The sequence below is a fragment of the Pseudomonas sp. MWU347 genome (genome assembly GCF_017947305.1).
GTDB lineage: Bacteria > Pseudomonadota > Gammaproteobacteria > Pseudomonadales > Pseudomonadaceae > Aquipseudomonas > Aquipseudomonas putida_A.
Genome location: NZ_JAFGZB010000003.1, coordinates 264,028 through 290,475, shown reverse-complemented (window position 1 = coordinate 290,475; position 26,448 = coordinate 264,028). Strand labels below are relative to the sequence as shown.

The 26,448-nt window shown below is 60.1% G+C and carries 21 protein-coding genes; 14 read left to right on the top strand and 7 right to left on the bottom strand.

Annotated features, from left to right (window positions below):
- Positions 1-4 precede the first annotated feature (4 nt).
- Both KCG87_RS07740 and KCG87_RS07735 read right to left on the bottom strand, forming a co-directional pair.
- Positions 5-205: a DUF1656 domain-containing protein gene (locus KCG87_RS07740; protein WP_027612752.1), complete on the bottom strand. Its 201-nt coding sequence runs from the start codon at positions 203-205 to the stop codon at positions 5-7.
- Positions 195-2,342, bottom strand: a complete 2,148-nt coding sequence (locus tag KCG87_RS07735; protein WP_246881676.1) for an FUSC family protein — start codon at positions 2,340-2,342, stop codon at positions 195-197. The genes KCG87_RS07740 and KCG87_RS07735 overlap by 11 nt, the downstream gene beginning before the upstream one ends.
- 160 nt (positions 2,343-2,502) lie before the next feature.
- Between KCG87_RS07735 and KCG87_RS07730 the strand changes: the two genes are divergently transcribed.
- The 3 genes from KCG87_RS07730 to KCG87_RS07720 all read left to right on the top strand — a co-directional run bounded on the left by KCG87_RS07730 (position 2,503) and on the right by KCG87_RS07720 (position 6,868).
- Complete coding sequence (locus KCG87_RS07730) at positions 2,503-3,558, top strand: tetratricopeptide repeat protein (protein WP_027612750.1); 1,056 nt, start codon at positions 2,503-2,505, stop codon at positions 3,556-3,558.
- 140 nt (positions 3,559-3,698) lie between these two features.
- Positions 3,699-5,201 (top strand): ATPase domain-containing protein, encoded by a 1,503-nt coding sequence (locus tag KCG87_RS07725; protein WP_098964109.1) that lies wholly within the window; start codon positions 3,699-3,701, stop codon positions 5,199-5,201.
- Positions 5,198-6,868, top strand: a complete 1,671-nt coding sequence (locus KCG87_RS07720) for an ATP-binding protein (RefSeq protein WP_210557214.1) — start codon at positions 5,198-5,200, stop codon at positions 6,866-6,868. Before KCG87_RS07725 ends, KCG87_RS07720 begins: the two co-directional genes overlap by 4 nt.
- A 116-nt stretch (positions 6,869-6,984) precedes the next feature.
- Here the strand turns inward: KCG87_RS07720 and KCG87_RS07715 are convergent, their stop codons facing one another.
- The 5 genes from KCG87_RS07715 to KCG87_RS07695 are packed head-to-tail and all read right to left on the bottom strand — an operon-like array spanning position 6,985 to position 13,538.
- Positions 6,985-7,362, bottom strand: a complete 378-nt coding sequence (locus KCG87_RS07715) for a response regulator (protein ID WP_003225116.1) — start codon at positions 7,360-7,362, stop codon at positions 6,985-6,987.
- A 44-nt stretch (positions 7,363-7,406) separates the two neighbouring features.
- On the bottom strand, positions 7,407-8,621 hold the full coding sequence (locus KCG87_RS07710) for a hybrid sensor histidine kinase/response regulator (protein ID WP_027612747.1): 1,215 nt from the start codon (positions 8,619-8,621) through the stop codon (positions 7,407-7,409).
- On the bottom strand, positions 8,615-9,208 hold the full coding sequence (locus tag KCG87_RS07705; protein ID WP_097087405.1) for a chemotaxis protein CheB: 594 nt from the start codon (positions 9,206-9,208) through the stop codon (positions 8,615-8,617). The genes KCG87_RS07710 and KCG87_RS07705 overlap by 7 nt, the downstream gene beginning before the upstream one ends.
- On the bottom strand, positions 9,205-10,038 hold the full coding sequence (locus KCG87_RS07700) for a protein-glutamate O-methyltransferase CheR (protein WP_027612745.1): 834 nt from the start codon (positions 10,036-10,038) through the stop codon (positions 9,205-9,207). Before KCG87_RS07700 ends, KCG87_RS07705 begins: the two co-directional genes overlap by 4 nt.
- Positions 10,038-13,538 (bottom strand): response regulator, encoded by a 3,501-nt coding sequence (locus KCG87_RS07695; protein ID WP_134786467.1) that lies wholly within the window; start codon positions 13,536-13,538, stop codon positions 10,038-10,040. Before KCG87_RS07695 ends, KCG87_RS07700 begins: the two co-directional genes overlap by 1 nt.
- Positions 13,539-13,799: 261 nt before the next feature.
- On the opposite strand from KCG87_RS07695, the gene KCG87_RS07690 reads away from it, so the two are divergent.
- From KCG87_RS07690 to KCG87_RS07640, 11 genes are all read left to right on the top strand, one after another.
- Positions 13,800-14,162: a response regulator gene (locus KCG87_RS07690; RefSeq protein WP_135295868.1), complete on the top strand. Its 363-nt coding sequence runs from the start codon at positions 13,800-13,802 to the stop codon at positions 14,160-14,162.
- 82 nt (positions 14,163-14,244) lie between these two features.
- Positions 14,245-15,537, top strand: coding sequence for a glycosyltransferase (locus tag KCG87_RS07685; RefSeq protein WP_134786468.1), 1,293 nt, complete (start codon positions 14,245-14,247; stop codon positions 15,535-15,537).
- Between the two features lie 144 nt (positions 15,538-15,681).
- Positions 15,682-16,551: a phosphatidylinositol-specific phospholipase C domain-containing protein gene (locus tag KCG87_RS07680; protein ID WP_134786469.1), complete on the top strand. Its 870-nt coding sequence runs from the start codon at positions 15,682-15,684 to the stop codon at positions 16,549-16,551.
- Positions 16,552-16,619: 68 nt separating this feature from the next.
- Positions 16,620-17,525 (top strand): AraC family transcriptional regulator, encoded by a 906-nt coding sequence (locus tag KCG87_RS07675; protein WP_096796578.1) that lies wholly within the window; start codon positions 16,620-16,622, stop codon positions 17,523-17,525.
- A gap of 342 nt (positions 17,526-17,867) precedes the next feature.
- Positions 17,868-19,178: a sugar ABC transporter substrate-binding protein gene (locus KCG87_RS07670; RefSeq protein WP_210557215.1), complete on the top strand. Its 1,311-nt coding sequence runs from the start codon at positions 17,868-17,870 to the stop codon at positions 19,176-19,178.
- Positions 19,179-19,333: 155 nt separating this feature from the next.
- Positions 19,334-20,260 carry a sugar ABC transporter permease gene (locus KCG87_RS07665; RefSeq protein ID WP_003225141.1) on the top strand — a complete coding sequence of 309 codons (927 nt, stop codon included), beginning with the start codon at positions 19,334-19,336 and terminating at the stop codon, positions 20,258-20,260.
- An 8-nt stretch (positions 20,261-20,268) separates the two neighbouring features.
- Positions 20,269-21,099 (top strand): carbohydrate ABC transporter permease, encoded by an 831-nt coding sequence (locus tag KCG87_RS07660; RefSeq protein WP_003225143.1) that lies wholly within the window; start codon positions 20,269-20,271, stop codon positions 21,097-21,099.
- Between the two features lie 164 nt (positions 21,100-21,263).
- On the top strand, positions 21,264-22,367 hold the full coding sequence (ugpC, locus tag KCG87_RS07655; protein ID WP_135295872.1) for a sn-glycerol-3-phosphate ABC transporter ATP-binding protein UgpC: 1,104 nt from the start codon (positions 21,264-21,266) through the stop codon (positions 22,365-22,367).
- A 17-nt stretch (positions 22,368-22,384) separates the two neighbouring features.
- Entirely contained in the window at positions 22,385-23,857 is a 1,473-nt protein-coding gene (locus tag KCG87_RS07650; protein ID WP_210557216.1) for a mannitol dehydrogenase family protein, read from the top strand.
- A 135-nt stretch (positions 23,858-23,992) separates the two neighbouring features.
- Complete coding sequence (gene xylB / locus KCG87_RS07645; protein WP_210557217.1) at positions 23,993-25,489, top strand: xylulokinase; 1,497 nt, start codon at positions 23,993-23,995, stop codon at positions 25,487-25,489.
- Between the two features lie 13 nt (positions 25,490-25,502).
- Positions 25,503-26,441 carry a carbohydrate kinase gene (locus tag KCG87_RS07640; RefSeq protein ID WP_210557219.1) on the top strand — a complete coding sequence of 313 codons (939 nt, stop codon included), beginning with the start codon at positions 25,503-25,505 and terminating at the stop codon, positions 26,439-26,441.
- Positions 26,442-26,448 lie beyond the last annotated feature (7 nt).

The following is a 26,448-nucleotide window of genomic DNA, read 5'->3' as shown; positions in this document are numbered from 1 at the left end:
GGCATCAGGCTCCCATCAGCAAAATCAGCGAGGCACAAACGCATGCATACAAGGCGCCCTCAAACAGCGCCTCGTGCCAGACCAGTCGCAACACACCCAGACGTCGCAAACACCAGTCCAGGAGCATAAATATCGGTATCGCCAGCAATAGGGCCTGGGCAATGGGTGGCAGATAAACGCCACCCATTTCGAAATCAATGGGCAAGGGCCGGTTCTCCTTCCGAGACGTTACGTTGCAGGTATTCGCCGTGGCGTTTCAGGAAAGACACGACGATCAACAGCGCCACGCGCATGCGAAACACCGACCACAAATGTTCGTGGCTGGCGACGTGCAACTCGTCCAGCTCATCACCCAATAGCTGGAGCGAGGTCAACAACGCTTGCAATTGCACGTGCTGGCGCCCGGCCACAAAACGGCCGGTCTTGCGCAGCGCCGAAGCCAATTGCTGGCTGAACGCGTCCCTCAGCAGTGCATTGTTCTGTGCCTGCTGCCGGAGTTGATGCATTGCTACGCCCAATGCGACGCACGCCAGACTGATTTCATAGAGCAGCTGCATGGCGCGCTCGCTCACGGCCGGCAGCAAGCCAAGCATGCTGGTCAGTCGGTCGACCATACGGCTTTCGAAAGCGAATTGCTGTTCATCGGTGGCCGGTTTTTTGGTCAGTTCATAAACTTGCTCACGCGCCTCGTTATAAAAGCGGCGGAGACGCAATGCCGGACGGAACGGGAAAATCCATGCATAGACCATCAAAGCGAGCATCGCCGCGCTGACATAGGCGCCGGCGAATTCGAACCATTGAATTGCAGTGTTCTGCCCGGTGCCGACATTCTGTGGGCCGAGCAGGAGGAAACTCGACAACCCCAGGCCCATACCAATGCCCGCGGTCGTCGGGCTCGCCAAACCGACAGCGATCACGTACAGCAGCGGTGCCAGCATCAACGCCAATGGCTCGAAATCACTGATGGTCGGCACCAGCATGAATTGATAGAACGCCGAGACCACCAGTGCCAGTCCCAACCCACGCGCGTAACTCTGCGCGGCCATCAGTGGCCGCGGGAATGTCGCCATCAGCGAACAGAGAATCCCCACCAGAATCATCCCGCCCCGCGCGCCATCCCAGGCGGTTTCGATCCAGATCAACCCGGCTACCAGTAATGCGGTAAAGGCGCGGATGGCGTTCATTGAAGCCAGTGTGAAATCAAGATGCAGCGGGCTGGCCTGACCGCGATACAGACAACTGGCTTCGCGCCCTTCCTGAATGGCATCACTCAACTCCAGAATCTGCTCCAGTTGCTGCAACAGCCGCGCCTGCTCCCAGCGTAACGCCCACGCCAGCGAACGCAGGATAGCGCTCATGTCTTCGGTCAGTTGTTCGGCCTCATACGCCAAGGCTTCAAACTGCTGCTGCAGCGTGATGAATTGATGCCGCCGCTCGGCGGGCAGCGCTCGGCCCAACTGCGCCAACTGGTCGAGAAGTGCGAGCTCTTCTGCACGCAAGCGCTGTACGTCCAGAGGAAGATCGCCCTCCCAACGTTCGGTGAGCAATTCGCGCTGATGACGTAATGCAGTCAAACGCGAGGTCAGCAACATCAGTTGATTACCCAACAGCAGCACCAGATTGTCGGCACCGCGCAACCGTGGGGCATCGAAATACAGATGGCGGCGCAACCCTTCGAGCGCGCTGATTTCACCGAGCAACTGCATCTGACGGCGCTGAAAGTCGGCTTCACTTTCTTCTGTGCGAATCACCGCAGCGGAGTGACTGGCAGCCAGTTTGATCACCTGATCGACCTTGGCGAAGTAACCTTTGGCAACTGCTTCCGGACGCGCAGTGAGCAGGCTGACCACGCAGACGCACGCTACGGCCAGCAAGGTTTCGGTAACGCGGGTGACAGCCAGCAGAAAGGTGCCATCCTGGTCGGGAATGGCCAGCAATGCCACCACCACGGCGGTATAACCACTGAGCACAAACGCCTGAGAACTGGTATAGCGCAGCAACGTGCCGCCCGCGGTGCAGAGCGCCAGCCACAGTGCCAGCGTTGTGATGAACGGAAGCGGCGCCTGCGGGAATATCGCCATGATCAACACCGCCACCGCAGCACCCAGCGTGGTGCCAATCACTTGACCGAAACTACGCGCCAGCGCCATGCCGGCCAACGGCTGGCTGACAATCACGACGGCCATGATCGACCACTTGGGTTGGTCGAGATCGAACAAAAACGCCAGATACAGCGTCAACAGCCCGGCGGCAATGGTGCGCAGGGCAAACAGCAGGACAGCCTGACCGGGATGGATCACGACCTGGAAATAATTGCGCAGGGCTTGCATGGGGGCTCTCATCGAAGCGACTCCTGCAAGCGTAGACTCTGCATCGAATGCCTGATGGGTAACTGAATCGACAGATGTTGTAGGGCGATTCGCATGCACGGGGTTTGACTCACGGCCCTCGCTGGTCGAAGCTTGCCGTTCTGCTATAGAACGCCAGTTCACGGAAATCTGCATGCCTCAGTCCCGCCGCTACCTGCTTATCAGCCTTGGCCTTGTGCTGCTCGTCGTCATCGCCTGGTTATCCCTGCGCTCCACCGCCCCGGTGGTGCCGGAAGCGATCAAGCGCGGCTACAGCGAAGCCCTGACGGCCGCCCGTTCCGGTCAGCCGGGAGCCGCGCGACAGTTGTATCAGCAATTGGGTCGCCCGGACCTGTCGGTCAAACGCAGTGTCTGGCTGCTGGCCGAGCTGCCCAACTATCCGAGCCCGCAAGCGCTAAAACTGGCCGATGCCCATCTGCAGAACGAAGCCCCCGAAGTACGGCTGGCAGCGATTCAAAGTGTGGTCGGACTGGTGCCCGGCGGGCAACGCAGTCTGCTGCTCGGGCCGATGCTCGACGATGAGGACCAAAACGTACGGTTCGCCGCGATCAACGCCCTGCTCGGTCTGACGCCGGATGAACTGGGGCTGTATTTCGCCCCGCTGCAGCAGGCGATCGATGGCTGGGAACAAGCACTCAAGGGACAGCCGGAAAGCGCCGCCACCTATGCGCAACTGGCACGCCTGTATCTGCACAACGCCGAACTCAAACAGGCCCAACAAGCGCTGGACAACACCCTGCGGCTGGAACCGGGCAACCTGCCGGCACTGGTGATGCAGATCGATGTCCTCGACCGCCAGGGTCAGAGCGACGCCGCCCGCCAGTTGCTCGCCAAACAGTTGCAGGCGCAACCGGATTCCGCCTACCTGCAACACGCGCTCGGACTGTGGCTGTTGCACCACGGCCAGCGTGAATTCGCCCTGCTCGGCTTGTCCAAAGCGGTGGAACTTGAGCCTGACAACAAGGATTACCGCTACGACCTCGCCACCACCCTGCACGCTGCCGAAGAGCTGGAAGCGGCGCAAAAGCAGTTGCAGGAAGTCGTCCAGCGTCACCCAGCCGACCGCAAGGCGCGAGTGCTGCTGATCAATTACTGGAAGGAAAGCGGCCAGTTGCAGAACGTGCAGATTCTGCTCGCGCAACTGGAGCAGATGAACCCTGATGACCCGGCGTTACAGCAGGGACTCTGAGCCCTTACCCGCTGATTCAATGACATTTTGATATCGAAACATCGGAACCGTCATGACTGGCAGCGGTCAAGTAATCAGGTAGAGCACAACGGCTGATACAGCCTGCTGCCTCGATTCCCCTAGTCATGAGAGGGCATTCTTTGTCTACGTCCAACGAGTTGATCAGTGCAAAAGCCGCCACCGGCATCATTGGCCTGGATGACATCCTCGCCGGTGGTCTGTCCCGAGGGCATGTGTTTTTGCTCGAAGGTGAACCCGGTACAGGCAAAACCACCGTCGCGTTGCATTTCCTGATGGCGGGCGCCCGTGCCGGCGAACGCTGTCTGTACATCACGCTGTCGGAAACCGAGCGTGAACTGCGTCAAGGCGCGGCCTCCCACGGCTGGGAGCTGAACGAGAACATTGAAATCTTCGAGCTGACGCCGCCCGAGAGTCTGCTCAACGCCGAGCATCAGCAAAGCCTGCTGTACTCGTCCGACCTTGAGCTGGGCGAAGCCACCAAGCAGATTTTCGAAGTGGTCGAGCGTTTCAAACCGACCCGCGTGGTGCTCGACAGCCTGTCGGAGATCCGCCTGCTGGCGCAGAGTTCGCTGCGCTACCGCCGGCAGATTCTGGCGATCAAACATTACTTCGTGCGTTACGACGCCACCGTGCTGCTGCTTGACGATCTGACCACCGAGTCGCTCGACAAGACCGTGCACAGCGTCGCCCACGGGGTGATCCGCCTCGAAGAACTGACGCCCAATTACGGCGCCGAGCGCCGCCGCGTGCGCATCGTCAAATATCGCGGCCAGAAATACCGTGGCGGTTACCACGACTTCACCATCATGGGCGACGGCGTCCATGTGTTCCCACGACTGGTCGCCGCCGAACACCGCAGCGACTACCCGCGCCTGCAATTGAGCAGCGGGATTCAGGAAATGGATGCCTTGCTCGGCGGCGGGGTCGAAACCGGCTCCAGCACGCTGATTCTTGGCCCGGCCGGTACCGGCAAATCGCTGATTTCGATGATCTTCGCCGCTGCGGCAGTGGCCCGGGGCGAAAAAGCGGCGCTGTTCATCTTTGATGAAGAGCTGGGCTTGCTGTTCGAGCGCATGAAAAACATCGGCATCGACCTCAAGGCCCTGCAAGCCACCGGCAACCTGCTGATCGATCAAGTGGACGCCGCCGAGCTGTCCCCCGGCGAGTTCTCGCACCGGGTGCGTCGTTGCGTAGACGAAGGCAACATCAAGACCGTGGTAATCGACAGCATCAACGGCTATCAGGCCGCGATGCCGGAAGAAAACGCGCTGGTGCTGCACATGCATGAGTTGCTGCTGTATCTGAACCGCAAAGGCGCGGCAACCTTCATGACCGTTGCCCAGCATGGCCTGGTCGGCGACATGCAGGCGCCGGTCGACATCACTTACCTGGCCGACACGGTGATCCTGCTGCGCTACTTCGAAGCCATCGGCAAAGTTCGCCGAGCCATTTCCATCATCAAGAAACGTACCGGCAGCCACGAATCGACCATCCGTGAATACCGCATTTCGGGCCAGGGCATGACCATCGGCGAACCACTGGAAGCGTTCCAGGGTGTGTTGCGTGGCGTGCCGACTTACCTCGGCGCGAGCAATCCGCTGTTGCGGGAAGAAACCTTGTGACAGCCTCCGTATCACTGCCGGAACGGGCGCTGATTCTGGCGCCCATGGGCCGGGACAGCCAAGTGGCGCTGATGATCCTCAATGAGGCGGGTTACGGCGGCGTCATCACCCCGGATCTGGGCGCGCTGTGCGCAGAACTGGAGCCTGGCGCCGGACTTTTGTTAATTGCCACCGAAGCCCTGCGCGGCCCCGAGCTGGAAACGCTCCTGCACTTTCTGGAACAGCAACCGGCTTGGTCGGATCTGCCGATCGTCTTGCTGACCCACCATGGCGGCCCGGAACCGGGCCCCTCCTCGCGCCTGAGCAAACTGCTGGGCAACGTCACGTTCCTTGAGCGCCCGTTTCATCCGGCGACCCTGGTCAGTCTGGTCTCCACCGCCCTGCGCGGGCGACGACGACAGTACGAAGCCCGCGACCGCCTGATCGATTTGAGTGAAAGCGAACGCCGACTGCAATCGACCCTGGAAACCCTTGAGCAACAGGTCGAGGAACGCACCGCGCAACTGCGCCACAACGAAGAAGCCCTGCGCCAGTCACAGAAAATGGAAGCGGTCGGTCAGTTGACCGGCGGCATCGCTCACGACTTCAACAACATGCTCACCGGGATTATCGGCAGCCTTGAACTGCTGCGCCGGCGTCTGGCTCGCGGACGCCTTGATGACCTCGACAGCCTGATCGATCTCGGTGTCACTTCAGCCAACCGCGCGGCCGGCCTGACCCACCGTTTGCTGGCGTTTTCCCGCCGGCAATCGCTGGACTCCAAAGCCGTGCAGATGAACACACTGGTGCTGTCGATGGGCGAGCTGCTGCAGCGCAGCCTCAACGAAAGTATCCAGCTGGACATGCGCCTCAACGACCAGTTGTGGATCGCCGAAGCGGATCCCAATCAACTGGAAAGCGCCCTGCTCAACCTGGTACTCAACGCCCGCGATGCAATGCCCGAGGGCGGCAAACTGGTGGTCGAAACCAGCAATCAGGTGCTTAAGCCGGAATTCACCGAGGCCTACCCGAATCTCGAACCCGGCGACTACGTGATGCTCAGCGTCACCGATAACGGCAGTGGCATGGCCCAGAGCGTGGTCAGCCGCGCGTTCGATCCGTTCTTCACCACCAAGCCGATCGGCCAGGGCACCGGGCTGGGTCTGTCGATGATTTACGGCTTCAGCAAGCAGTCTCGTGGTCACGTCTCGATCGACAGCGAAATCGATCAGGGCACCACGGTCAAACTGTACCTGCCGCGCTTTCGCGGCGAAGAGCTGGAGCATCCGGTGTCCGATGCTCAGCAGGCCCCGGAAGCAATGGATGGCGAAACCGTGTTGATCGTCGAGGACGACCCTGCCGTACGCGTACTGGTCAGCGCGGTGCTCAGTGAGTTGGGTTATGCGTTTGTCGAAGCCGGCGATGCCGACGGCGCCGTGCCGATCCTCAACTCGACACAGCGCATCGACCTGCTGATCAGTGACGTCGGCCTGCCAGGCATGAACGGCCGGCAACTGGCGGAAATCGGCCGGCAGTATCGGCCGGGGCTGAAGGTGTTATTCATTACTGGGTATGCCGAGCACGCGGCAGTGCGCGGTGGTTTCCTCGACCCGGGCATGCAGATGATCACCAAACCGTTCACTTTCGATCTGCTGACCGCCAAAGTCCGCGAGATGATCCAGAACTGATCCCCCAAAACGACTGTAGGAGCTGCCGCAGGCTGCGATCTTTTGATCTTGTTTTTTAAGATCGAAAGATCGCAGCCTGCGGCAGCTCCTACATGGGGAGCATCAGCCGCTATAGATCAGGCCAGCAATTCCTGAATCTTTTCCTGCAGCACGTCCAGATCGAACGGTTTTTCCAGGATCGGCGCCTTGCGCGTGATCGGGCTGCCGGTCTCGCGGATTTCCTGCGGGTAACCGCTGATGAAGATCACCTTCAGATCCGGGCGCAGTTTTACTGCCGGCTCCGCGATCTGCACGCCGGAGATCCCGCCCGGCAGGCGGAAGTCAGTGATCAGCATGTCCAGATGCGGCTTGCTCGCGAGGATCTCGAACGCCTGCTCGCCGTTTTCGGCCTGCAACACGCGGTACCCCTGCCCCGACAGGTAATCTGTCAGCACCATCAAGATAACCGGTTCGTCCTCGACGACGAGTACTACATCTTGTGCATCTACGCTCATGGGAAGCCTTTGTTCGGTCAATAGCTGCTGATACGACCGTGCGGTCACTCAGAGGTTGCGTCGGATATGCCGTTTTCCTGGATTGGCAGACAAACGCGAAACAGGGCGCCTTCGTTGATTTGACTCTCGACGACGATGGAACCGCCATGGGCGGCGACGATCTGCTCGGAAATGAACAGACCCAGCCCGAGACCAGCCACTACCGTCTTGGCGGAAACCCGTTCGAACTGTTGGAAAATGCGCTTCTGGTTCTCTTCGCTGATGCCGATGCCACGGTCCTGAACCTCAACCCGCGCCTCGTCGCCTTCACGGTACACGCGCACCTGAATCGGGCTGCGGCCACCGTAGCGCAAGGCATTGGTCAGCAAATTGGAGACCACCTGCTCGATGCGAAATTCGTCCCAGTAACCTTCCACCGGCTGCGGCGCGGTGAACGACACTTCGGTCTCCGCCGCCTCTATCTGCTGGGCGAAATTCTGCAGCAGGTTGCTCACCAGTTGCGTCAGGTCGAAACGATTCGGCCGGATCGACAGCTTGCCCGTGCGGATACGCGAGACGTCGAGCATGTCTTCGATCAGCCGGATCAGGCTTTTGATCTGGCGCTCGTCGCGATCGACCATCGCGTGCATCTTGTCGAGAGTGAACGCCGCGGCGTTGTCCCGCGCCAGGTGCATCTTGCGCAACTGGGTTTCGAGTATCAGGCCATTGAGCGGCGTGCGCACTTCGTGAGCGACGATTGACATGAAGTCATCGCGCATACGCACCGCCTGCTCCAGCTCCAGTTGCGTGCTTTGCAGTTGTTGCAGCAGCGCTTCCTGCTCGCGACGCGCCTGCTCCAGGGCTTCGACCTGTTGTTTCATGGCCTTGCTCTGGCGGTACAGGTCGACGAATACGTTGACCTTGCTCTTCACCGCGTGGATATCCAGCGGCTTGTGCAGGAAGTCCACCGCCCCGCTCTCGTAGCCCTTGAACGCGTAGTTCAGTTCACGGCCGGCGGCGCTGACGAAAATGATCGGAATGTTCTTGGTTTTCTCGGTGCCGCGCATCAACTCGGCGAGCTCGAAGCCGTTCATCCCCGGCATCTGCACGTCGAGGATGGCCATGGCGAACTCGTGTTGCAGCAGCAGCGAAAGTGCCTCGTCCGCCGACAGCGCCTTGTACACCGTGCGGTCCTCGCGCTTGATCAGCGCTTCGAGGGCCAGCAGGTTCTCCGGCAGATCGTCGACGATCAGCAATTTGGCCTGGATATTACTCAGCATGCGATTCGTTCCAGCTCGACAAGCAGACGGCCGATGCCGTGAATGGGTAGGACATGGTCAGGCTGCTGAATTTTCAGCGCAGCCAGAGGCATGGTGGCGACCTGTGCGTCCTGCGGGTCTTGAACGATGGTCAGTCCGCCACGCTGCTTGACTTGCGCCAGGCCGCGAGCGCCATCGTGATTGGCGCCGGTCAGCAACACGGCAGCCAGGGTTTCGCCGTAAACATCAGCGGCGGACTCAAACAAGTAGTCGATGGCAGGTCGGGAATGGTGTACGCGGTCCTCAAGACTCAGCGACAAACTGCGATCCTGCTCCACCGACAGGTGATACCCGGGCGTGGCGAAATAAACCGTGCCGGGCATGATGTCTTGCTTGTCGGTCGCCTCTGCCACCGGCAGCATCAGGCGCCGGGAGAACACTTCGGCCAACTGACTGCGCCGCTCCTCCGGCAGGTGCAGCACCACAATGATCGGCAACACGTAACCCTGGCGCAACGGCGCGAGCAGAGTCAGCAGGGCCTCAACCCCACCGGCTGAAGCACCGACCACGATGGCCTCGACACGAGGCAAATCCACGGCATCGTTCATAATTTGCGGTAGATCCGTTCTTGTTTGACCAACGGTTCGAACTGATTCGAGTAACCGGAAAAATCCAGCGTTTCCTTGCTGCCCAGCACCAGAAAGCCACGGTGGCACAGCGATTCGTGAAACAGACCGAAGGCACGGTCCTGAAGTTTCTTGTTGAAGTAAATCAGTACGTTGCGGCAGGAAATCAACTGCGTTTCGGAGAACACGCTGTCCGTCGCCAGGCTGTGATCGGCGAAGGTCACGTTCTCGCACAGGCTCTTGTCGAAGATCGCGTAGCCATAGGCTGCGGTGTAGTAATCGGCAAAGGAACGCTGACCGCCGGCTTGCTGGTAATTGGCAGTGTAGGCCCGGACATTCTCCATCGAGAAAATGCCCTGTTTGGCCTTGTCCAGCGAGCGCGGATTGATATCGGTAGCGTAGATGATCGTACGGTCGAGCAGGCCTTCTTCGCGCAGCAGAATCGCCATCGAATAGACCTCCTCACCGGTGCTGCACCCGGCGATCCAGATCTTCAGCGACGGATAGGTGCGCAGCAGCGGCACCACTTCCTTGCGGATTGCCAGGAAGTGCGACGGGTCGCGGAACATCTCGCTGACCGGGATCGTCAGCAACTGCAGCAACTGCATGAACGCCGTGGGATCGTGCAGGACTTTCTCTTGTAACGCCGAGATCGTCGCGCATTCGAACTGACTCAAGGCGTGCTGCACCCGGCGCTTGATCGAAGCGCCCGAGTAATCACGAAAATCGTAGCTGTACTTGAGGTAGATAGCCTCAATCAACAGGCGTAATTCGATTTCGCTGTTGCGCTCCGCGGAGTGACTGCTATCCACTAAATGCGTTCCATCTTCGGTAACCACACGCGAATCAACGAGAACAGGCGATCCAGATCGATCGGTTTGGCCAGATAATCGTTGGCGCCCGCCTGCAGGCAGCGCTCCTGATCGTCTTTCATGGCCTTGGCGGTCACTGCGATGATCGGCAGTTTGCGCCAGCGCGGATCCTTGCGGATTTCAATGGTGGCTTCAAAACCATCCATCTCCGGCATCATCACGTCCATCAGCACCAGGTCGATGTCCTCGATTTCATTCAACTTATCAATCGCTTCGCGACCGTTACGGCCGATCACCACGACTGCGCCCTTGTGCTCCAGCGCACTGGTCAGGGCGAAGATGTTACGCACATCGTCGTCCACCAGCAGCACCTTGCGGCCTTCGAAGACCTTGTCGCGGCTGCGGGCGGTCTTGAGCATCTTCTGCCGTTCATGGGACAACTGCGATTCGACTTTGTGCAGAAAGAGTGTCACCTCATCCAGCAGGCGTTCCGGCGAGCGCGCGCCCTTGATGATGATCGAGCGCGAATATTTGCGCAGCTCGGCCTCTTCATCGCGGGTCAGGTTGCGGCCGGTGTAGACGATCACCGGCGGGAACGAGCAGATGTCCTCGGTCGACATGCGCTTGAGCAGATCGTTGCCGAGCATGTCCGGCAATTTCAGGTCGATCACCATGCAGTCGTAAATCGTCGTGCGCAGTTTCTCCAGCGCGTCTTGCGCCAGACCGACCGCGGTGATTTCGATGTCCTCGTCACCGATCAGGCGGGCAATGCTTTCGCGTTGCAGATCGTCATCTTCGACCAGCAGCACGCGCTTGACCTTCTGGGTCAGCTTGGCTTCGAGACGGGCGAACACGTCCTTGAGCTCTTCGCGGGTGGTCGGTTTGACTGCGTAACCGATCGCCCCCATGTGCATCGCCGCTTCAACGCGGTCTTCGACCGAGATCACGTGCACCGGGATGTGCCGGGTTTCGGCGTGTTCTTTCAGGCGTTGCAGCACGGTCAGACCGGAGTGATCCGGCAGACGCATGTCGAGCAGGATCGCGTCCGGCACGAACTCGCGGGCCAGGTCATAACCTTCATCCGCTCCGTGCGCCACCAGACACTGATAACCCAGTTCGTGGGCCAGGTCGTAAAGGATGTGGGCGAAATTCGGCTCGTCTTCCACCACCAGAATGCAGCGCGTGGCGAACGGCGCCTTGCCACGGTCATCGGCAAAACGCGGGATGTGCACCGGCGCCAGCGGCGACACCGCGATCGATGGCGGCTGCACCACCGGGGCCGGGGCCGATACCGGCGGCGTGAAGGTCAGCGGGATCGCAGGGCTGTCACCCGGCTCGCTGTATTGCTGCGGCAGCACCAGGGTAAACACACTGCCCTGCCCCGGCGCGCTGCTGACGCTGATCGAGCCACCGAGCAAGGCCGCCAGATCACGCGAGATCGACAAGCCCAGACCGGTGCCACCGTACTTGCGGTTGGTGGTGCCGTCAGCCTGACGGAACGCTTCGAAGATGCTTTCCTGCTGATCTGCAGCGATACCGATCCCCGAATCGCGCACGATGAATGCAATGCGTTCGTTCGGCTGGCCGGCGATGGTCAGGCTGACCGCGCCGTGTTCGGTGAACTTCACGGCGTTGGACAGCAGGTTCTTGATCACCTGCTCCAGACGCTGGCGATCGGTGTACAGCATGATCGGCGCATCCGGCTGCAACTCAACGCTGAACGTCAGTTGCTTATCCGCCGCCAGCGGTTCGAACACGCTGCGCAGGCCGTCGGCCAGCCGCGCGACGCTGGTGTTTTCCGGGATCACTTCCAGCTTGCCGGCCTCGACCTTGGAAATGTCGAGAATGTCGTTGATCAGGTTCAGCAGATCGTTGCCCGCCGAATAGATCGACTCGGCGAACTTGACCTGCTCGGCCGTCAGATTGTCCTGCGGGTTCTCGGCCAGCAACTTGGCGAGGATCAGCGAACTGTTCAGCGGCGTGCGCAGTTCGTGGGACATGTTGGCGAGGAATTCGGACTTGTACTTGCTCGAACGCTGCAGTTCTTCGGCGCGTTCTTCGAGCTGCACCTGAGCCTGATTGAGTTCGGTGTTCTTCTGGTCCATGGCGTCGCGCTGCTCGGCCAGAGTCTGCGCCTGTTCGGCCAGTTGCTCGTTGGTCTGCTCCAGCTCGACTTGCTGGGTTTCCAGATGCGCCTGGGATTCCTTGAGAATCCGCGACTGTTCTTCCAACTCCTCGTTGGCGGTTTTCAGCTCTTCCTGCTGCACCTGCAACTCTTCGTTGAGCTGCTGGGTTTCGGCCAGCACTTCCTGCAGACGCTGGCGATAACGCGCCGCTTCGATCGAGGTGCCGATGTTGCCGGCAATCAGTTCCAGCAAATCGATATCGCGGTCGGTGAGCGGGCGCAGGAAGCCCAGTTCGATCACGCCGTTGACCCGGTCATCATCACTGGTCGGCACCACCAGCACACTGTGCGGCAGACCTGCGCCCAGGCCGGAGCTGACTTTGAAGTAGTCGGCGGGGACGGAATCCAGACGAATCAGTTGCCCCTGCTGGGCAACCTGGCCGACGATGCCTTCGCCGCTGTAGATCTGCTGATCTTTTTCTTCCTGTTCGCGGGAGAATCCATAGGACGCCACGCGCTTGAGGCCGCCGTGTTCTTCGCGTACGTACAGCGCCGCCACCGCAGTGCCCAGATATTGTGCGCAGAACTGCAGGATGTTGCGCCCCAGCAGGTTAAGCGTCAGTTGCCCCAGCACCTGTTCCGCCAGTTCGGTCTGGCCGCTGCGCATCCACGCCTGGCGCTCCAGACGCTCGGCGCTGGCTTGCTGCGCCGCAAGGTTGGCGCTGTAGCTGTCCGACAGGCTGACCAGATCGCGGCGACCGACATACGCGAGCAAACCGCTGATCGCGGCGATGAACAGCAGGTATAAGGTGATGCTCCAGATCGTGGTACGGCGCACCTCTTCGTTGCGCGTGGTGCGCAACTGCTGCTCCATGTCGATCACGTCTTCGAACTGCTTGCGGATCTCATCGGTCAGGCGCTTGCCGCGCCCGGCCTTGACCGCGCCCCGGTAGTCACCGCTGGAGCGCTGCAGATCGATCATCGATTGCGCGTAGTTGCTCCACTCAGTCTGCAAGGCCTGCAGACGCCGCAACCGGTCGGTCTGGATCGGATTGTCGGCAGTGAGTTCGAGCAAGGTATTGAGCGCCACGTTGATCCGCGGCTTGGCGGTCTCGTACGGGTCGAGGAAGTGCTCGTCGCCGCTGAGCAGGAAGCCGCGCATGCCGGTTTCCAGATCAACGGTGAGTTTCACCGCTTCATTGGCGTTATTGATCACCCGGTCGGTGTGTTCCACCCACTGGATCACCGAGAGCAAATAGGTGATCAGCGAAATGAAAAACACTGCACTGATCGCGCCGACGCCCAAAGGCAGACTGATGTTGCGCGTCAGGAGTTTACGGAACCGTGTTTCGTCAACTGTAGACCGAGTGGACATGGGGCAGCCTTGTCGAACTGTCGAAACCCGGGAGTTTGCCCCAAAACGGTACTATGGATCCATTTTTCTCACTGCCATGGTGGCAATTTCCTACATTTGCTGCACTTCCCGATCAGGCAACGGGTATCCTTGCCGCCCCGATTTGCAGCTAATCTTTTTGTACCCGCTCGGGAACTTGTGGCCATGCGCCACTTACTCATGCAAGAGCCCGGCATTTTCGACCGGTCGCCGTTCCGATTTCATTTCTTGAGAGCTATCCCTATGTCCACCCCAGAGTCCACCATCCTTGTAGTAGAAGACGACGACATCGTACGCATGCTCATCGTCGATGTGCTCGAGGAGCTGGAATTCAGTGTGTTGGAGGCCGATGACGGCGAGTCTGCGCTGGAGATTCTCGGGGATCAGAGCAAGGCTATCGACTTGATGATGACTGACTACGGCCTGCCGGGCATGACAGGCAGTGAACTGGCCGGCAAGGCACGTGAACTGCGCTCCACCCTGCCCGTTCTGTTCGCCAGCGGTTACGCCGAAAACATCGACGTACCTGCGGGCATGCATGTGATCGGCAAACCGTTCTCCATCGATCAATTGCGTGACAAGGTCAAGGGCATTCTGACCAAGTGATTGGCCTTGATCCGGCAGCGGCTGCAGATGTGCTCTAATTGCGCGCCATTTTTAGCCGCCTGCCTGCAAGGAACCCCCGTCAATGACTGCATCACCCGCCACCAAAGTTCTGGTCATCGGTTACGTCTGGCCCGAACCGCGCTCTTCGGCAGCCAGCGGGCATGTGATGCAGATCCTCGAGACGTTTTTGCAGCAAGGCTGGGACATCACCTTCAGCAGCCCGGCCGGCCCGGGCGAGCACAAGGCTGACCTGACCGCGCTGGGCATCCGCGAAGTGCCGATCGAACTCAACAACAGCAGCTTCGATAGTTTCATCAGTGAACTGGCCCCGGATATCGTGCTGTTCGACCAGTTCATGATGGAAGAGCAGTTCGGCTGGCGCGTCGAAAAGCAATGCCCGAATGCCTTGCGCGTACTGGAGACGTCCGACCTGCAGAGCCTGCGCCACGCCCGCCACCAACGGCTCAAGGAACGTTTGAAAGACGACCCGGACAATCAGGACTTCAGCGCCCTGTTCGCCCCGGCGCTGCGCGAAGAGTTCGAGTTGATGGCCGACACTGACCTGGCCAAACGGGAAATCGCCGCGTTGTATCGCTGCGATCTGAATCTGATGATTTCCGAAGTTGAAATTCAGTTGCTGGTCGAACAGTTTCAAGTCCCTGGCGACCTGCTGCACTGGTGCCCGCTGATGCTCGAACCACCGCGCGATTCGTTCGTCCCCTTTGAAGAGCGGGCGCACTTTCTGAGTATCGGCAACTTCCGTCACGCGCCCAACTGGGACGCCGTGCTGTGGATGAAGACCGCCGTCTGGCCGCTGATCCGCCAGCGATTGCCCGGCGCCCAACTGCATATCTACGGTGCCTATACGCCGCCCAAGGCCACAGCCCTGCACAACGCGGCGCAGGGGTTTCATGTGATGAACTGGGCAGAAGATGCGCTGCAAGTGATGTCGCAAGCCAGGGTTTGCCTGGCGCCTTTGCGTTTCGGCGCTGGGATCAAGGGCAAGATCGTCGATGCGATGCTCTGCGGCACGCCCAATGTCACGACACCCATCGGCGCCGAAGGCATGGGCGGCGCATTGCCCTGGCCCGGTGCGGTGGCTCAGTCGGCCCAGGCCCTGGCCGACACCGCTGTGGCGCTGCACGAAGACAGATTGCGCTGGGCTGATGCACAGCAGGCCGGCGTCGCGTTGTTGAATGCGCGCTATCGGCAGACTGATCACGGCCCGGCGCTGATCGCTCGCCTGCAATATTGCCGCGACAACTTGTCAGCATTACGTCGCGCCAACTTTACTGGCAGCATGTTGCGTCACCACTTGCATAAAAGCACTCAATACATGGCGCAGTGGATCGAAGCAAAGAACCAGAAAAGTTGATAATTAAAGTGCAAAAGCACATTGCCAATACTTTGCAAAGAGTGCTGGCTTGTACTTTTTCCGTTTGCACCAAAGAATAACTTCCGAACTGACCAAACAAGTTGACTGGTCGGAAATTAAACTTTATCTGCAACGGAATGCACCATGAGTAATTACCCTTTCAAAAACTGGATGGCGGCTACACCGGATATGGACCGACTGACCCTTAGTGAAGTGGTCTGGCCCGGCGCGCATAATTCCGGGCTGGATTTTGATTTTCCGTACCCGACTTATCTCCAACCCGCCCAGAACTGGTTTGTCTGTCAGGACGGTCCGTTCATTCAGCAACTTAATGAAGGCGTGCGCGCCTTCGACTTGCGTCTGCATTCAGATGAACACTGGCTGGGCATCAGGAAGTTTCATACCTTTCATGGCGTGAAACTGCTCCAGGGACGCTCCTTGAGCGAGCTGGTAAAAAGTCTCAATTTTTTCCTCAATGAAAATCCGAACGAGTTCATCGTATTGGACTTACATGAACTCAAGGGCACCAACGATCAGCCATTCGATTACAAGGGTTTCCATGAAGTCATCACCACGGAGCTGGCTTCGCGGCTTATTCCCCGAAACAACGGTCATCTGACCCTTGAACAACTTAAAAGGGCCAGTTCGCTACAACGCGTGGTGTTGGCAAGCGACTCGCACCCGGATTTCAATTCGCCCCTGTACTGGCCGAAAATCCGCCATGAATGGAGCGGGTCGGACATCACCTCGCCAGAGCAACTCAAGCAACACATCACCCGAACCCTGGCCAACCCGCCGGTACCCGGCAGCCTCTGGTCATTGTCGGCCACCAGCTATGGCGAACTGGCCGGCGTCAAGCGGATCACCGACGAACTCGATCAATGGTTTGGCCCAGACTCGGGATGGGCGCCGAAGTGCAGCATTATCAATGCCGACTTCATCGGTGGCACTCCACTGATCGGCCATTGCCAGCAGGTCAACCAGTCCAAAGGTCTACGCAAGGCCCGGGACTGAGGCGCTGGAACTGTCCGTGGCGCGCGTGCATGATGGGCACCTGAACACCACAACAAGACGCATCGGACATGACTCGGGCAACCAGAATCACTGATCCCTCCTACGAACTGATGGACGACCATAACGGGTTGTCCATCATCTACCGTCAGCATGGTTTTCCGTGCCCATTAGTGCGCTGGCATTTTCACAAGGAATACGAACTGCACCTGATAGTTGCCAGTTCCGGCAAGGTCTTCATCGGCGACTACATCGGCAACTTTTATCCGCAAACACTGTTCCTCACCGGGCCCAATCTGCCGCACAACTGGATCAGCCAGGTGGCCGACGACGAGGTGGTGGAAAAGCGCGACATGCTGGTGAACTTCACCGATGAGTTGTTCGACAGCGGGCACCAGGTGTTCGCCGAACTCAAGACTTTGGCGCCGCTACTGGAGCGTGCGCAATATGGCATCGAATTTCGCGACAAGGATACGATCCGTCAGGCCATGACGTTGATGCAGCGAATTGCCGACACCCGCGGCGTTACCCGTCTCGGACACTTTTTCATTTTGATGGAGCTGCTGGCGGCGACTGACGATTATCAATTGCTGTCCGGCGCCACTAACACGCAACTGGCCGACGAGCACAACATCGACCGCACCAACCGCGCAGTCGATTTCATCTTCGACCATTACGCCCGCGAATTGACCCTGGAAGAAGTCGCCGATCATCTGGGGATGAAGCCGACCTATTTCAGCCGCGTGTTCAAACAGGCCACCGGGCGCAACTTCATCGAGTTCGTCAATCGCCTGCGCATCAGTAAATCCTGCGAACTGCTCGCTGACGGCGACAAACCGGTGACCGAGGTGTGTTTCGAGTCGGGGTTCAACAACATTTCCAACTTCAATCGGCGCTTCCAGCAACTCAAGGGCATGACGCCGTCGCACTATCGACGCCTCGCGGTGCAGCGCCTGACTGAACAAAACCTCGGCTGATATTACCGCCCCTTGTAGGAGTGAGCCTGCTCGCGAAAGCGGGGTATCAGTCAACTGATCGGCAAACTGACACAGCGCTTTCGCGAGCAAGCCCGCTCCCACAAAGAGCATCTGATGCGATGAAACCTGTACTGATTCGATAGCCCCTTCCCACTGAAAAGCCCTTCCCTGCGTCTACCGCAACAAACCCCAGTGCAAAAAAGTATTGATTTGAGTGCGACGGATGATTTGTCAGTCCGTCGATTGAGGGCTGTAATCAGCGCACATTCTTCCTGCATTCGGAAGACACAAAAACAATAACTGTCCTTCTGCCGCCCGCCGGGTGCAGAAAAGGAGTGCACGATGCAACCCACTGCAAAAGCTCTGCTAGCCCTCACCTGCATGACCCTCAGCAGCGTCAGCCTTGGCGCCCAGACCCTGACCATCGCCACCGTCAACAACAGCGACATGATCCGCATGCAAAAGCTCTCGAAAACTTTCGAGTCCGAGCATCCGGAGATCAAGCTCAACTGGGTGGTGCTGGAAGAAAACGTCCTGCGTCAGCGCCTGACTACCGACATTGCCACTCAGGGTGGCCAGTTCGATGTGTTGACCATCGGCATGTACGAAGCGGCACTCTGGGGCGCCAAGGGCTGGCTCGAACCGATGAAGGATCTGCCGGCTTCTTACGCCCTCGACGACGTGTTCCCGTCGGTGCGCGAAGGCCTGTCAGTCAAGGGTTCGCTGTATGCCCTGCCGTTCTACGCCGAAAGCTCGATCACCTACTACCGCACCGACCTGTTCAAGGACGCCGGGCTAAGCATGCCCGAGCGCCCGACCTGGGAACAGATCGCCGGTTTCGCCGAAAAACTCACCAACAAGGACAAAGAGCAGTACGGCATTTGCCTGCGCGGCAAGGCCGGCTGGGGCGAGAACATGGCGTTGATCACCACCGTCGCCAATGCTTACGGCGCGCGCTGGTTCGATGAGAAATGGCAGCCGGAATTCACCGGCCAGGAATGGAAAAACGCGCTGAACTTCTACGTCGACACCATGAAAAAATCCGGCCCGCCGGGCGCGTCCAGCAACGGTTTCAACGAAAACCTCGCGCTGTTCAACAGCGGCAAATGCGCGATCTGGGTGGACGCTTCCGTCGCCGGCTCGTTCGTCACCGACAAGACCCAGAGCAAGGTCGCCGATCACGTCGGTTTCACCTTCGCCCCGCATCAAGTCACCGATAAAGGTTCGGCGTGGCTGTATTCGTGGGCACTGGCGATTCCGACCAGTTCCAAGGCCAAGGACGCCGCCAAAGCGTTCAGCGCCTGGGCCACCTCCAAGGAATACGGCGAACTGGTGGCCAAGACCGACGGCATCGCCAACGTACCACCGGGCACCCGCGCCTCGACCTACAGCGATGCTTACATGAGCGCCGCGCCGTTCGCCAAGGTCACGCTGGAATCGTTGAAAGCGGCGGATCCGAGCAAACCGACGTTGAAACCGGTGCCTTACATCGGCATTCAGCTGGTGACCATTCCTGAATTCCAGGGCGTGGGCACCCAGGTCGGCAAGCTGTTCTCGGCGGCGCTGATCGGCCAGACCACGGTGGATCAGGCCCTGACCGCCGCACAGCAAACCACTGAACGCGAGATGAAGCGCGCCGGTTATCCCAAGTAACCACTGAACGACTTGCTCCTGCCTCCTGTGGGAGCGGGCTTGCTCGCGAAAGCGGTGGGTCAGTGTCATGTGTATTGACTGACACGACGCCTTCGCGAGCAAGCCCGCTCCCACATGGGATCTTCATAGGTCCGTACGACTCGGTTGTGATCACCATGAATACTTCAACTGCCAAAGCCCACCTCGACCTGTCGCAACCCCAGCGCAAAGTCCGCGTACGCAATCCCGGCTGGTTTCTGGTCAGCCCTTCGGTGGCCCTGTTGCTGCTGTGGATGATCGTGCCGTTGGGCATGACCATTTACTTCTCGATGATTCGCTACAACCTGCTCGATCCGGGGGTGAACGAATTCGTCGGGCTGGAGAACTTCACTTACTTTCTGACCGACTCCGGGTTCCTGCCCGGCGCCACCAACACCCTGTTGCTGGTGGGCAGCGTACTGCTGATCAGCGTGGTGTTCGGGGTGTTGATCAGCGCGTTGCTTGAGGCCAGCGAATTTCTCGGCCGCGGCATCGTGCGGGTGATGCTGATCTCGCCGTTCTTCATCATGCCCACCGTCGGCGCGCTGATCTGGAAGAACCTGATTTTCCATCCGGTGTCGGGGATTCTCGCCTACGTCTGGCGGCTGTTCGGCGCCGAGCCGGTGGACTGGCTGGCGCATTACCCGCTGCTGTCGATCATCATCATTGTTTCGTGGCAATGGCTGCCCTTCGCAATCCTGATCCTGATGACCGCCATGCAGTCCCTCGACCAGGAACAGAAGGAAGCCGCGCGCCTCGATGGTGCCGGTCCGGTGGCGATCTTCTGGCACCTGACCCTGCCACACCTGGCGCGGCCGATTGCGGTGGTGGTGATGATCGAAACGATCTTCCTGCTGTCGGTGTTCGCCGAGATTTTCACCACCACCAACGGCGGCCCCGGCTACGCCTCGACCAACCTCGCCTACCTGATCTACAACCAGGCGCTGGTGCAGTTCGACGTCGGCATGGCCTCGGCGGGCGGCTTGATTGCCGTGGTCATCGCCAACATCGCCGCGATCATTCTGGTGCGGATGATCGGCAAAAACCTGACTGACAAAGCCTGAGGCCCGCCATGACTCTTCAACAATCCCGCCGGCTGCAAAGCCTGCTGCTCGGCACCCTGGCCTGGGCCATCGCGATCGTGATTTTCTTCCCGATCTTCTGGATGGTGATGACCAGTTTCAAAACCGAAATCGACGCCTTTGCCACGCCGCCGCAGTTCATCTTCACGCCGACGCTGGAGAACTACCTGCACATCAACGAACGCAGCGACTACTTCAGTTTTGCCTGGAACTCGGTGGTGATCTCGTTCAGTGCTACCGCTCTGTGCCTGTTGATCGCGGTGCCCGCCGCCTACTCGATGGCGTTCTACGAAACCCAGCGCACCAAAGGCACGCTGCTGTGGATGCTCTCGACCAAGATGCTGCCGCCGGTGGGCGTGCTGATGCCGATCTACCTGCTGGCCAAGAGTTTCGGCCTGCTCGACACGCGCATCGCCTTGATCGTGATCTACACCCTGATCAACCTGCCGATCGTGGTCTGGATGATTTACACCTACTTCAAGGACATCCCCAAAGACATCCTCGAAGCCGCCCGCCTCGACGGCGCCACCCTGTGGCAGGAAATGGTCCGCGTGCTGCTGCCGATCGCCAAGGGCGGCCTCGCCTCGACCGTGCTGCTGTCGCTGATTCTGTGCTGGAACGAAGCGTTCTGGTCGCTGAATCTGACCTCGTCGAAAGCCGCGCCGCTGACCGCGCTGATCGCCTCGTACTCAAGCCCCGAAGGCTTGTTCTGGGCCAAGTTGTCGGCGGTCTCGACCCTGGCCTGCGCGCCGATCCTGATCTTCGGCTGGATCAGCCAGAAACAACTGGTGCGCGGCTTGTCGTTCGGTGCCGTGAAATGAATATTCCAGAACCAACACCTTCCCCTGTGGGAGCGGGCTTGCTCGCGAAAGCGGTGGGTCATCCAACAATGATCGTGACTGACACGGCCCCTTCGCGAGCAAGCCCGCTCCCACCAAAAGCTTGCCCGGCGCCATTGAATTAACTTAAGCGGAGGCCCATCACCATGGCCAACCTGAAAATCAAGAATCTGCAAAAAGGCTTCGAAGGTTTCTCCATCATCAAGGGCATCGACCTTGAGGTGAATGACAAGGAATTCGTGGTCTTCGTCGGCCCGTCCGGCTGCGGCAAATCCACCTTGCTGCGACTGATCGCCGGGCTGGAAGAGGTCAGCGGCGGCACCATCGAACTCGATGGCCGCGACATCACCGAAGTCAGCCCGGCCAAGCGCGACCTGGCGATGGTGTTCCAGACCTACGCGCTGTACCCGCACATGACCGTGAAGAAAAACATGTCGTTCGCCCTCGATCTGGCCGGTGTACCGAAAGCCGAAGTCGAGAAAAAGGTCGGCGAAGCGGCGCGCATTCTCGAACTCGGGCCGATGCTCGAGCGCAAGCCGAAACAGCTGTCCGGCGGCCAACGGCAACGGGTCGCCATCGGCCGGGCGATCGTGCGCAATCCGAAGATCTTCCTGTTCGACGAACCACTGTCTAACCTCGACGCCGCGTTGCGCGTACAGATGCGCCTGGAACTGCTGCGTCTGCACAAGGACCTGCAAGCCACGATGATCTACGTAACCCACGATCAGGTCGAAGCCATGACCATGGCCGACAAAGTCGTGGTGCTCAACGGCGGCAAGATCGAACAGGTCGGCTCGCCGCTGGACCTCTATCACAACCCGGCCAACCTGTTCGTCGCCGGGTTCCTCGGCACGCCGAAAATGGGTTTCCTCAAAGGCAAGATCGCCCGCGTCGACGGCCAGACCTGCGAAGTCTCGCTGGACGCCGGCACGCGCATCACCCTGCCGTTCAATGCCGCCAACCTGAGCGTCGGCAGCACCGTGACCCTGGGCATTCGCCCGGAACATCTGGAGCTGGCACAACCGGGCGACTGCACCCTGCAAGTCACCGCCGACGTCAGCGAACGCCTGGGCAGCGACACCTTCTGCCACGTCACCACCAACGCCGGCGAAGCCCTGACCATGCGCGTGCGCGGTGACCTGGCGAGCCGCTACGGCGAGCAACTGAACCTGCACCTGGACGCCAGCCATTGCCACCTGTTCGACGCCGATGGCGTGGCGCTGACCCGCCCGCTTCGCGCCGCGGCCTGAATTTCGAGACCTGTCCGATGAAACTGAATGAACAAAACCTGCACCGCCTCGCCCCCGAGGTGCAACTGCCGTCCTACAGCCTCAGCGACACCCGTCAGGGCATCGCACACATTGGCGTCGGCGGCTTCCACCGCGCCCATCAGGCGTATTACACCGATGCGCTGATGAACACCGGCGAAGCCCTCGACTGGGCGATTTGCGGCGTCGGCCTGCGCGCGGAAGACCGCCGCGCCCGTGACGATCTCAAAGAGCAGGACTACCTGTTCACCCTGTTCGAACTGGGTGACAACGACGACACCGAAGTGCGGGTGATCGGTGCGATCCGCGACATGCTCCTGGCCGAGGATGGCGCGCAGGCGCTGATCGACAAACTTGCCGATCCGCAGATCCGTATCGTCTCGCTGACCATCACCGAAGGCGGCTACTGCATCGACGACAGCAACGGCGAATTCATGGCGCACCTGCCGCAGATTCAACACGATCTGGCACATCCGCAGGCGCCGAAAACCGTGTTCGGTTTCCTCTGCGCGGCGCTGGAAAAACGCCGTGGCTCGGGCACACCGGCGTTCACGATCATGTCCTGCGATAACCTGCCGCATAACGGCGCGGTGACCCGCAAGGCACTGCTGGCCTTCGCCACCCTGCGTGACCCGGGGCTGCGCGACTGGATCGAGCAGAACGTCAGTTTCCCCAACGCCATGGTCGACCGCATCACACCGATGACCAGCACCGCGCATCGTCTGCAACTGGCCGACAAACACGCGGTCGACGATGCCTGGCCGGTGGTCTGTGAGCCGTTCGTGCAATGGGTGCTGGAAGACAAATTCGTCAACGGACGCCCGGCCTGGGAACAGGTCGGCGTGCAGTTCACTGACGACGTTTCGCCCTACGAAGAAATGAAGATCAAACTGCTCAACGGCAGCCACCTGGCGCTGACGTATCTGGGCTTTTTGAAGGGCTATCGTTTCGTCCACGAGACCATGAACGACCCGCTGTTCGTGCGCTACATGCGCGCCTACATGGACCTCGACGTCACCCCGCAACTGGCGTCGGTACCGGGCATCGACCTGACCGACTACAAAAATACGCTGGTCGCGCGCTTCTCTAATCAGGCGATTGCCGATCAGCTGGAACGAGTGTGTTCAGACGGCTCGTCGAAGTTTCCCAAGTTCACCATTCCGACGATCAACCGCTTGATTACCGATGGCCAGGAGACCAAGCGCGCAGCGTTGGTGGTGGCGGCCTGGGCGTTGTATTTGAAGGGCGTGGATGAGAATGGCGACACTTATACGATTCCCGATCCACGGGCGGAATTCTGTCAGGGACTGGTGGCGGATGATGCGCTGATTACCCAGCGGTTGCTGGCGGTCGAGGAGATCTTCGGCACGGCGATTCCACGGTCGGCGGAGTTTGTTGCGGCGTTTGAGTGGTGCTGCAACAGCTTGCGCGAGGTGGGGGTGACGCGCACGTTGGAGCGGGTTTTGGCCTGAATTCAGCGGTGAAACCACCGACGCCTTCGCGAGCAAGCCCGCTCCCACAGGGGAACGCGTTTCAAAATGTGGGAGCGGGCTTGCTCGCGAATGGCAGCCTCACCTTGGCAGATCTGAAACCCTGAGGACCTCACTGTGACCACCCGACAACTCTTCCTCGGCATCGACTGCGGCACCCAGGGCACCAAGGCGATCATCCTCGATGCCAGCAACGGTCAGGTGCTCGGCGAAGGCGCGGCCACGCACACGATGATCAGCGGCGCCAATGGCCGGCGCGAGCAGGACACCCAACAGTGGCTCGACGCCTTCGCCCTCGCCACCCGCCGCGCCTTGCTCTTAGCCAATGTTGACGGTCAGGCGATCCTCGGCATCGGCGTATCCGGCCAGCAACACGGTCTGGTGCTGCTCGACGAACAGGGCCAGGTGCTGCGTCCGGCCAAGCTGTGGTGCGACACCGAAACCACCGATGAAAATGACCGTCTGCTCAAGCACCTCGGCGGCGAAAAAGGCTCGCTGGAGCGCCTCGGGGTGGTCATCGCGCCGGGCTACACAGTGTCGAAACTGCTGTGGACCAAGGAACAACACCCGGAGTTGTTCTCGCGTATCGCGCGCATCCTTCTGCCCCACGACTACCTGAACTTCTGGCTCACCGGCCGCGCCTGCAGCGAATACGGCGACGCCTCCGGCACCGGCTATTTCAACGTGCGCAGCCGTCAGTGGGACTTGCAACTGCTGCGCGACATCGACGCCACGGGTCGCCTGCAAGCCGCGTTGCCGGAGCTGATCGACGCGCATCAGGCGGTCGGCACGCTGCTGCCGGCGATTGCCGAACAGCTCGGCCTCAACCCGAATGCGCTGGTCGCCAGCGGCGGTGGCGACAACATGATGGGCGCCATCGGCACCGGCAATATTCAGCCGGGAGCGATCACCATGAGCCTCGGTTCCTCCGGCACGGTGTACGCCTACGCCGAGGCGCCGCAGGTCAGCGCGGACGCTTCGGTTGCGACGTTCTGCTCGTCCAGTGGCGGCTGGCTGCCGCTGATCTGCACCATGAACCTGACCAACGCCACCGGTGCGATCCGCGAACTGTTCGACCTCGATCTGCAGCAGTTCAATCAACTCGTGGCCCAGGCGCCGATCGGCGCGGAAGGCGTGAGCATGCTGCCATTCCTCAACGGTGAACGCGTCCCCGCCCTGCCCCATGCCACCGGCAGCCTGCACGGCCTGACTCTGAGCAACCTGACCCAGGCCAACCTGTGTCGCGCCGTGGTCGAAGGCACCACCTTCGGTTTGCGTTATGGACTGGATCTGTTGCGCCACAATGGTTTACAAAGCCGCAGCATTTGCCTGATCGGCGGCGGCTCGAAAAGTGCAGTGTGGCGGCAGATCGTCGCCGACATCATGAACACCCCGGTGATCTGCACCGAACACAGCGAAGCCGCAGCCCTTGGCGCGGCGATTCAGGCGGCGTGGTGCAAGTCATGGTCGAACGGCCACGAAGACACTTTGGCCGATCTGTGCCAGCGCTGCGTGAAGCTCGATCTGCACAGTGAAACCCTGCCGGTCGCCGCCCATGTCGCGGCGTTCCAGCAGGCCTATGAACGCTATCAACAGCATGTCGCAACCCTATAAAGAGCAAACAATTATGTATTTGGTGTGTGGCGAAGCCCTGTTCGATTTCTTCAGCGAAGACGATGCCAGCGGTCTGGCCTCGAAGGTGAATTTCAAGGCGATTGCCGGCGGCTCGCCGTTCAACGTCGCGGTCGGCTTGCGCCGTTTGGGTGTGGATTCGGCGCTGTTTGCCGGGCTGTCTACCGACTATCTCGGCCGGCGTTTGCAGCAAGTGCTGCAGGAAGAAGGCGTGCGTGCGGACTACCTGATCGACTTCGCCGCGCCAACCACGCTGGCGATGGTCGCGGTCGGCGCCAACGGTTCGCCGCATTACAGTTTTCGCGGCGAGGGCTGTGCTGATCGCCAATTAAGCCTCGCCCATCTGCCGCAACTGGACGCTGAAGTCCGTGGTCTGCACATCGGCTCGTTCTCGCTGGTGGTGCAACCGATCGCCGACACCCTGCTGACCCTGGTGCAGCGCGAAAGCGGCAAGCGCCTGATCACCCTCGACCCCAACGTACGCCTGAACCCGGAGCCAAACATTGACCTGTGGCGCGAGCGCGTGGCGACCCTGGTGCAACTGGCCGACATGATCAAGGTCAGCGACGAAGACCTGAGCCTGTTGTATCCCGAGCAGGAGCCAAAACGCGTGATCGAAGGCTGGCTGCAGCATCGCTGCCAGTTAGTGTTCCTCACCCGTGGCGGCGAAGGCGCCACCGTATTCAGCCGCGCCCACGGTTCGTGGTCAGTACCGGCGTGCTCGGTGAAGATCGCCGATACCGTCGGCGCCGGCGATACCTTTCAAGCGGCGCTGATTACCTGGTTGACCGAGCAGGAACTGGATTCGGTCGAAGGGGTTCAAGCACTCAGCCGCGAACAGATCGAGGCGATGCTCAGGTTTGCCGTACAGGCGGCTGCCCTTACGTGCAGCAAGACCGGTCCGGATTTGCCCTATCGTCACCAGTTGAGCTGAGCGCGTA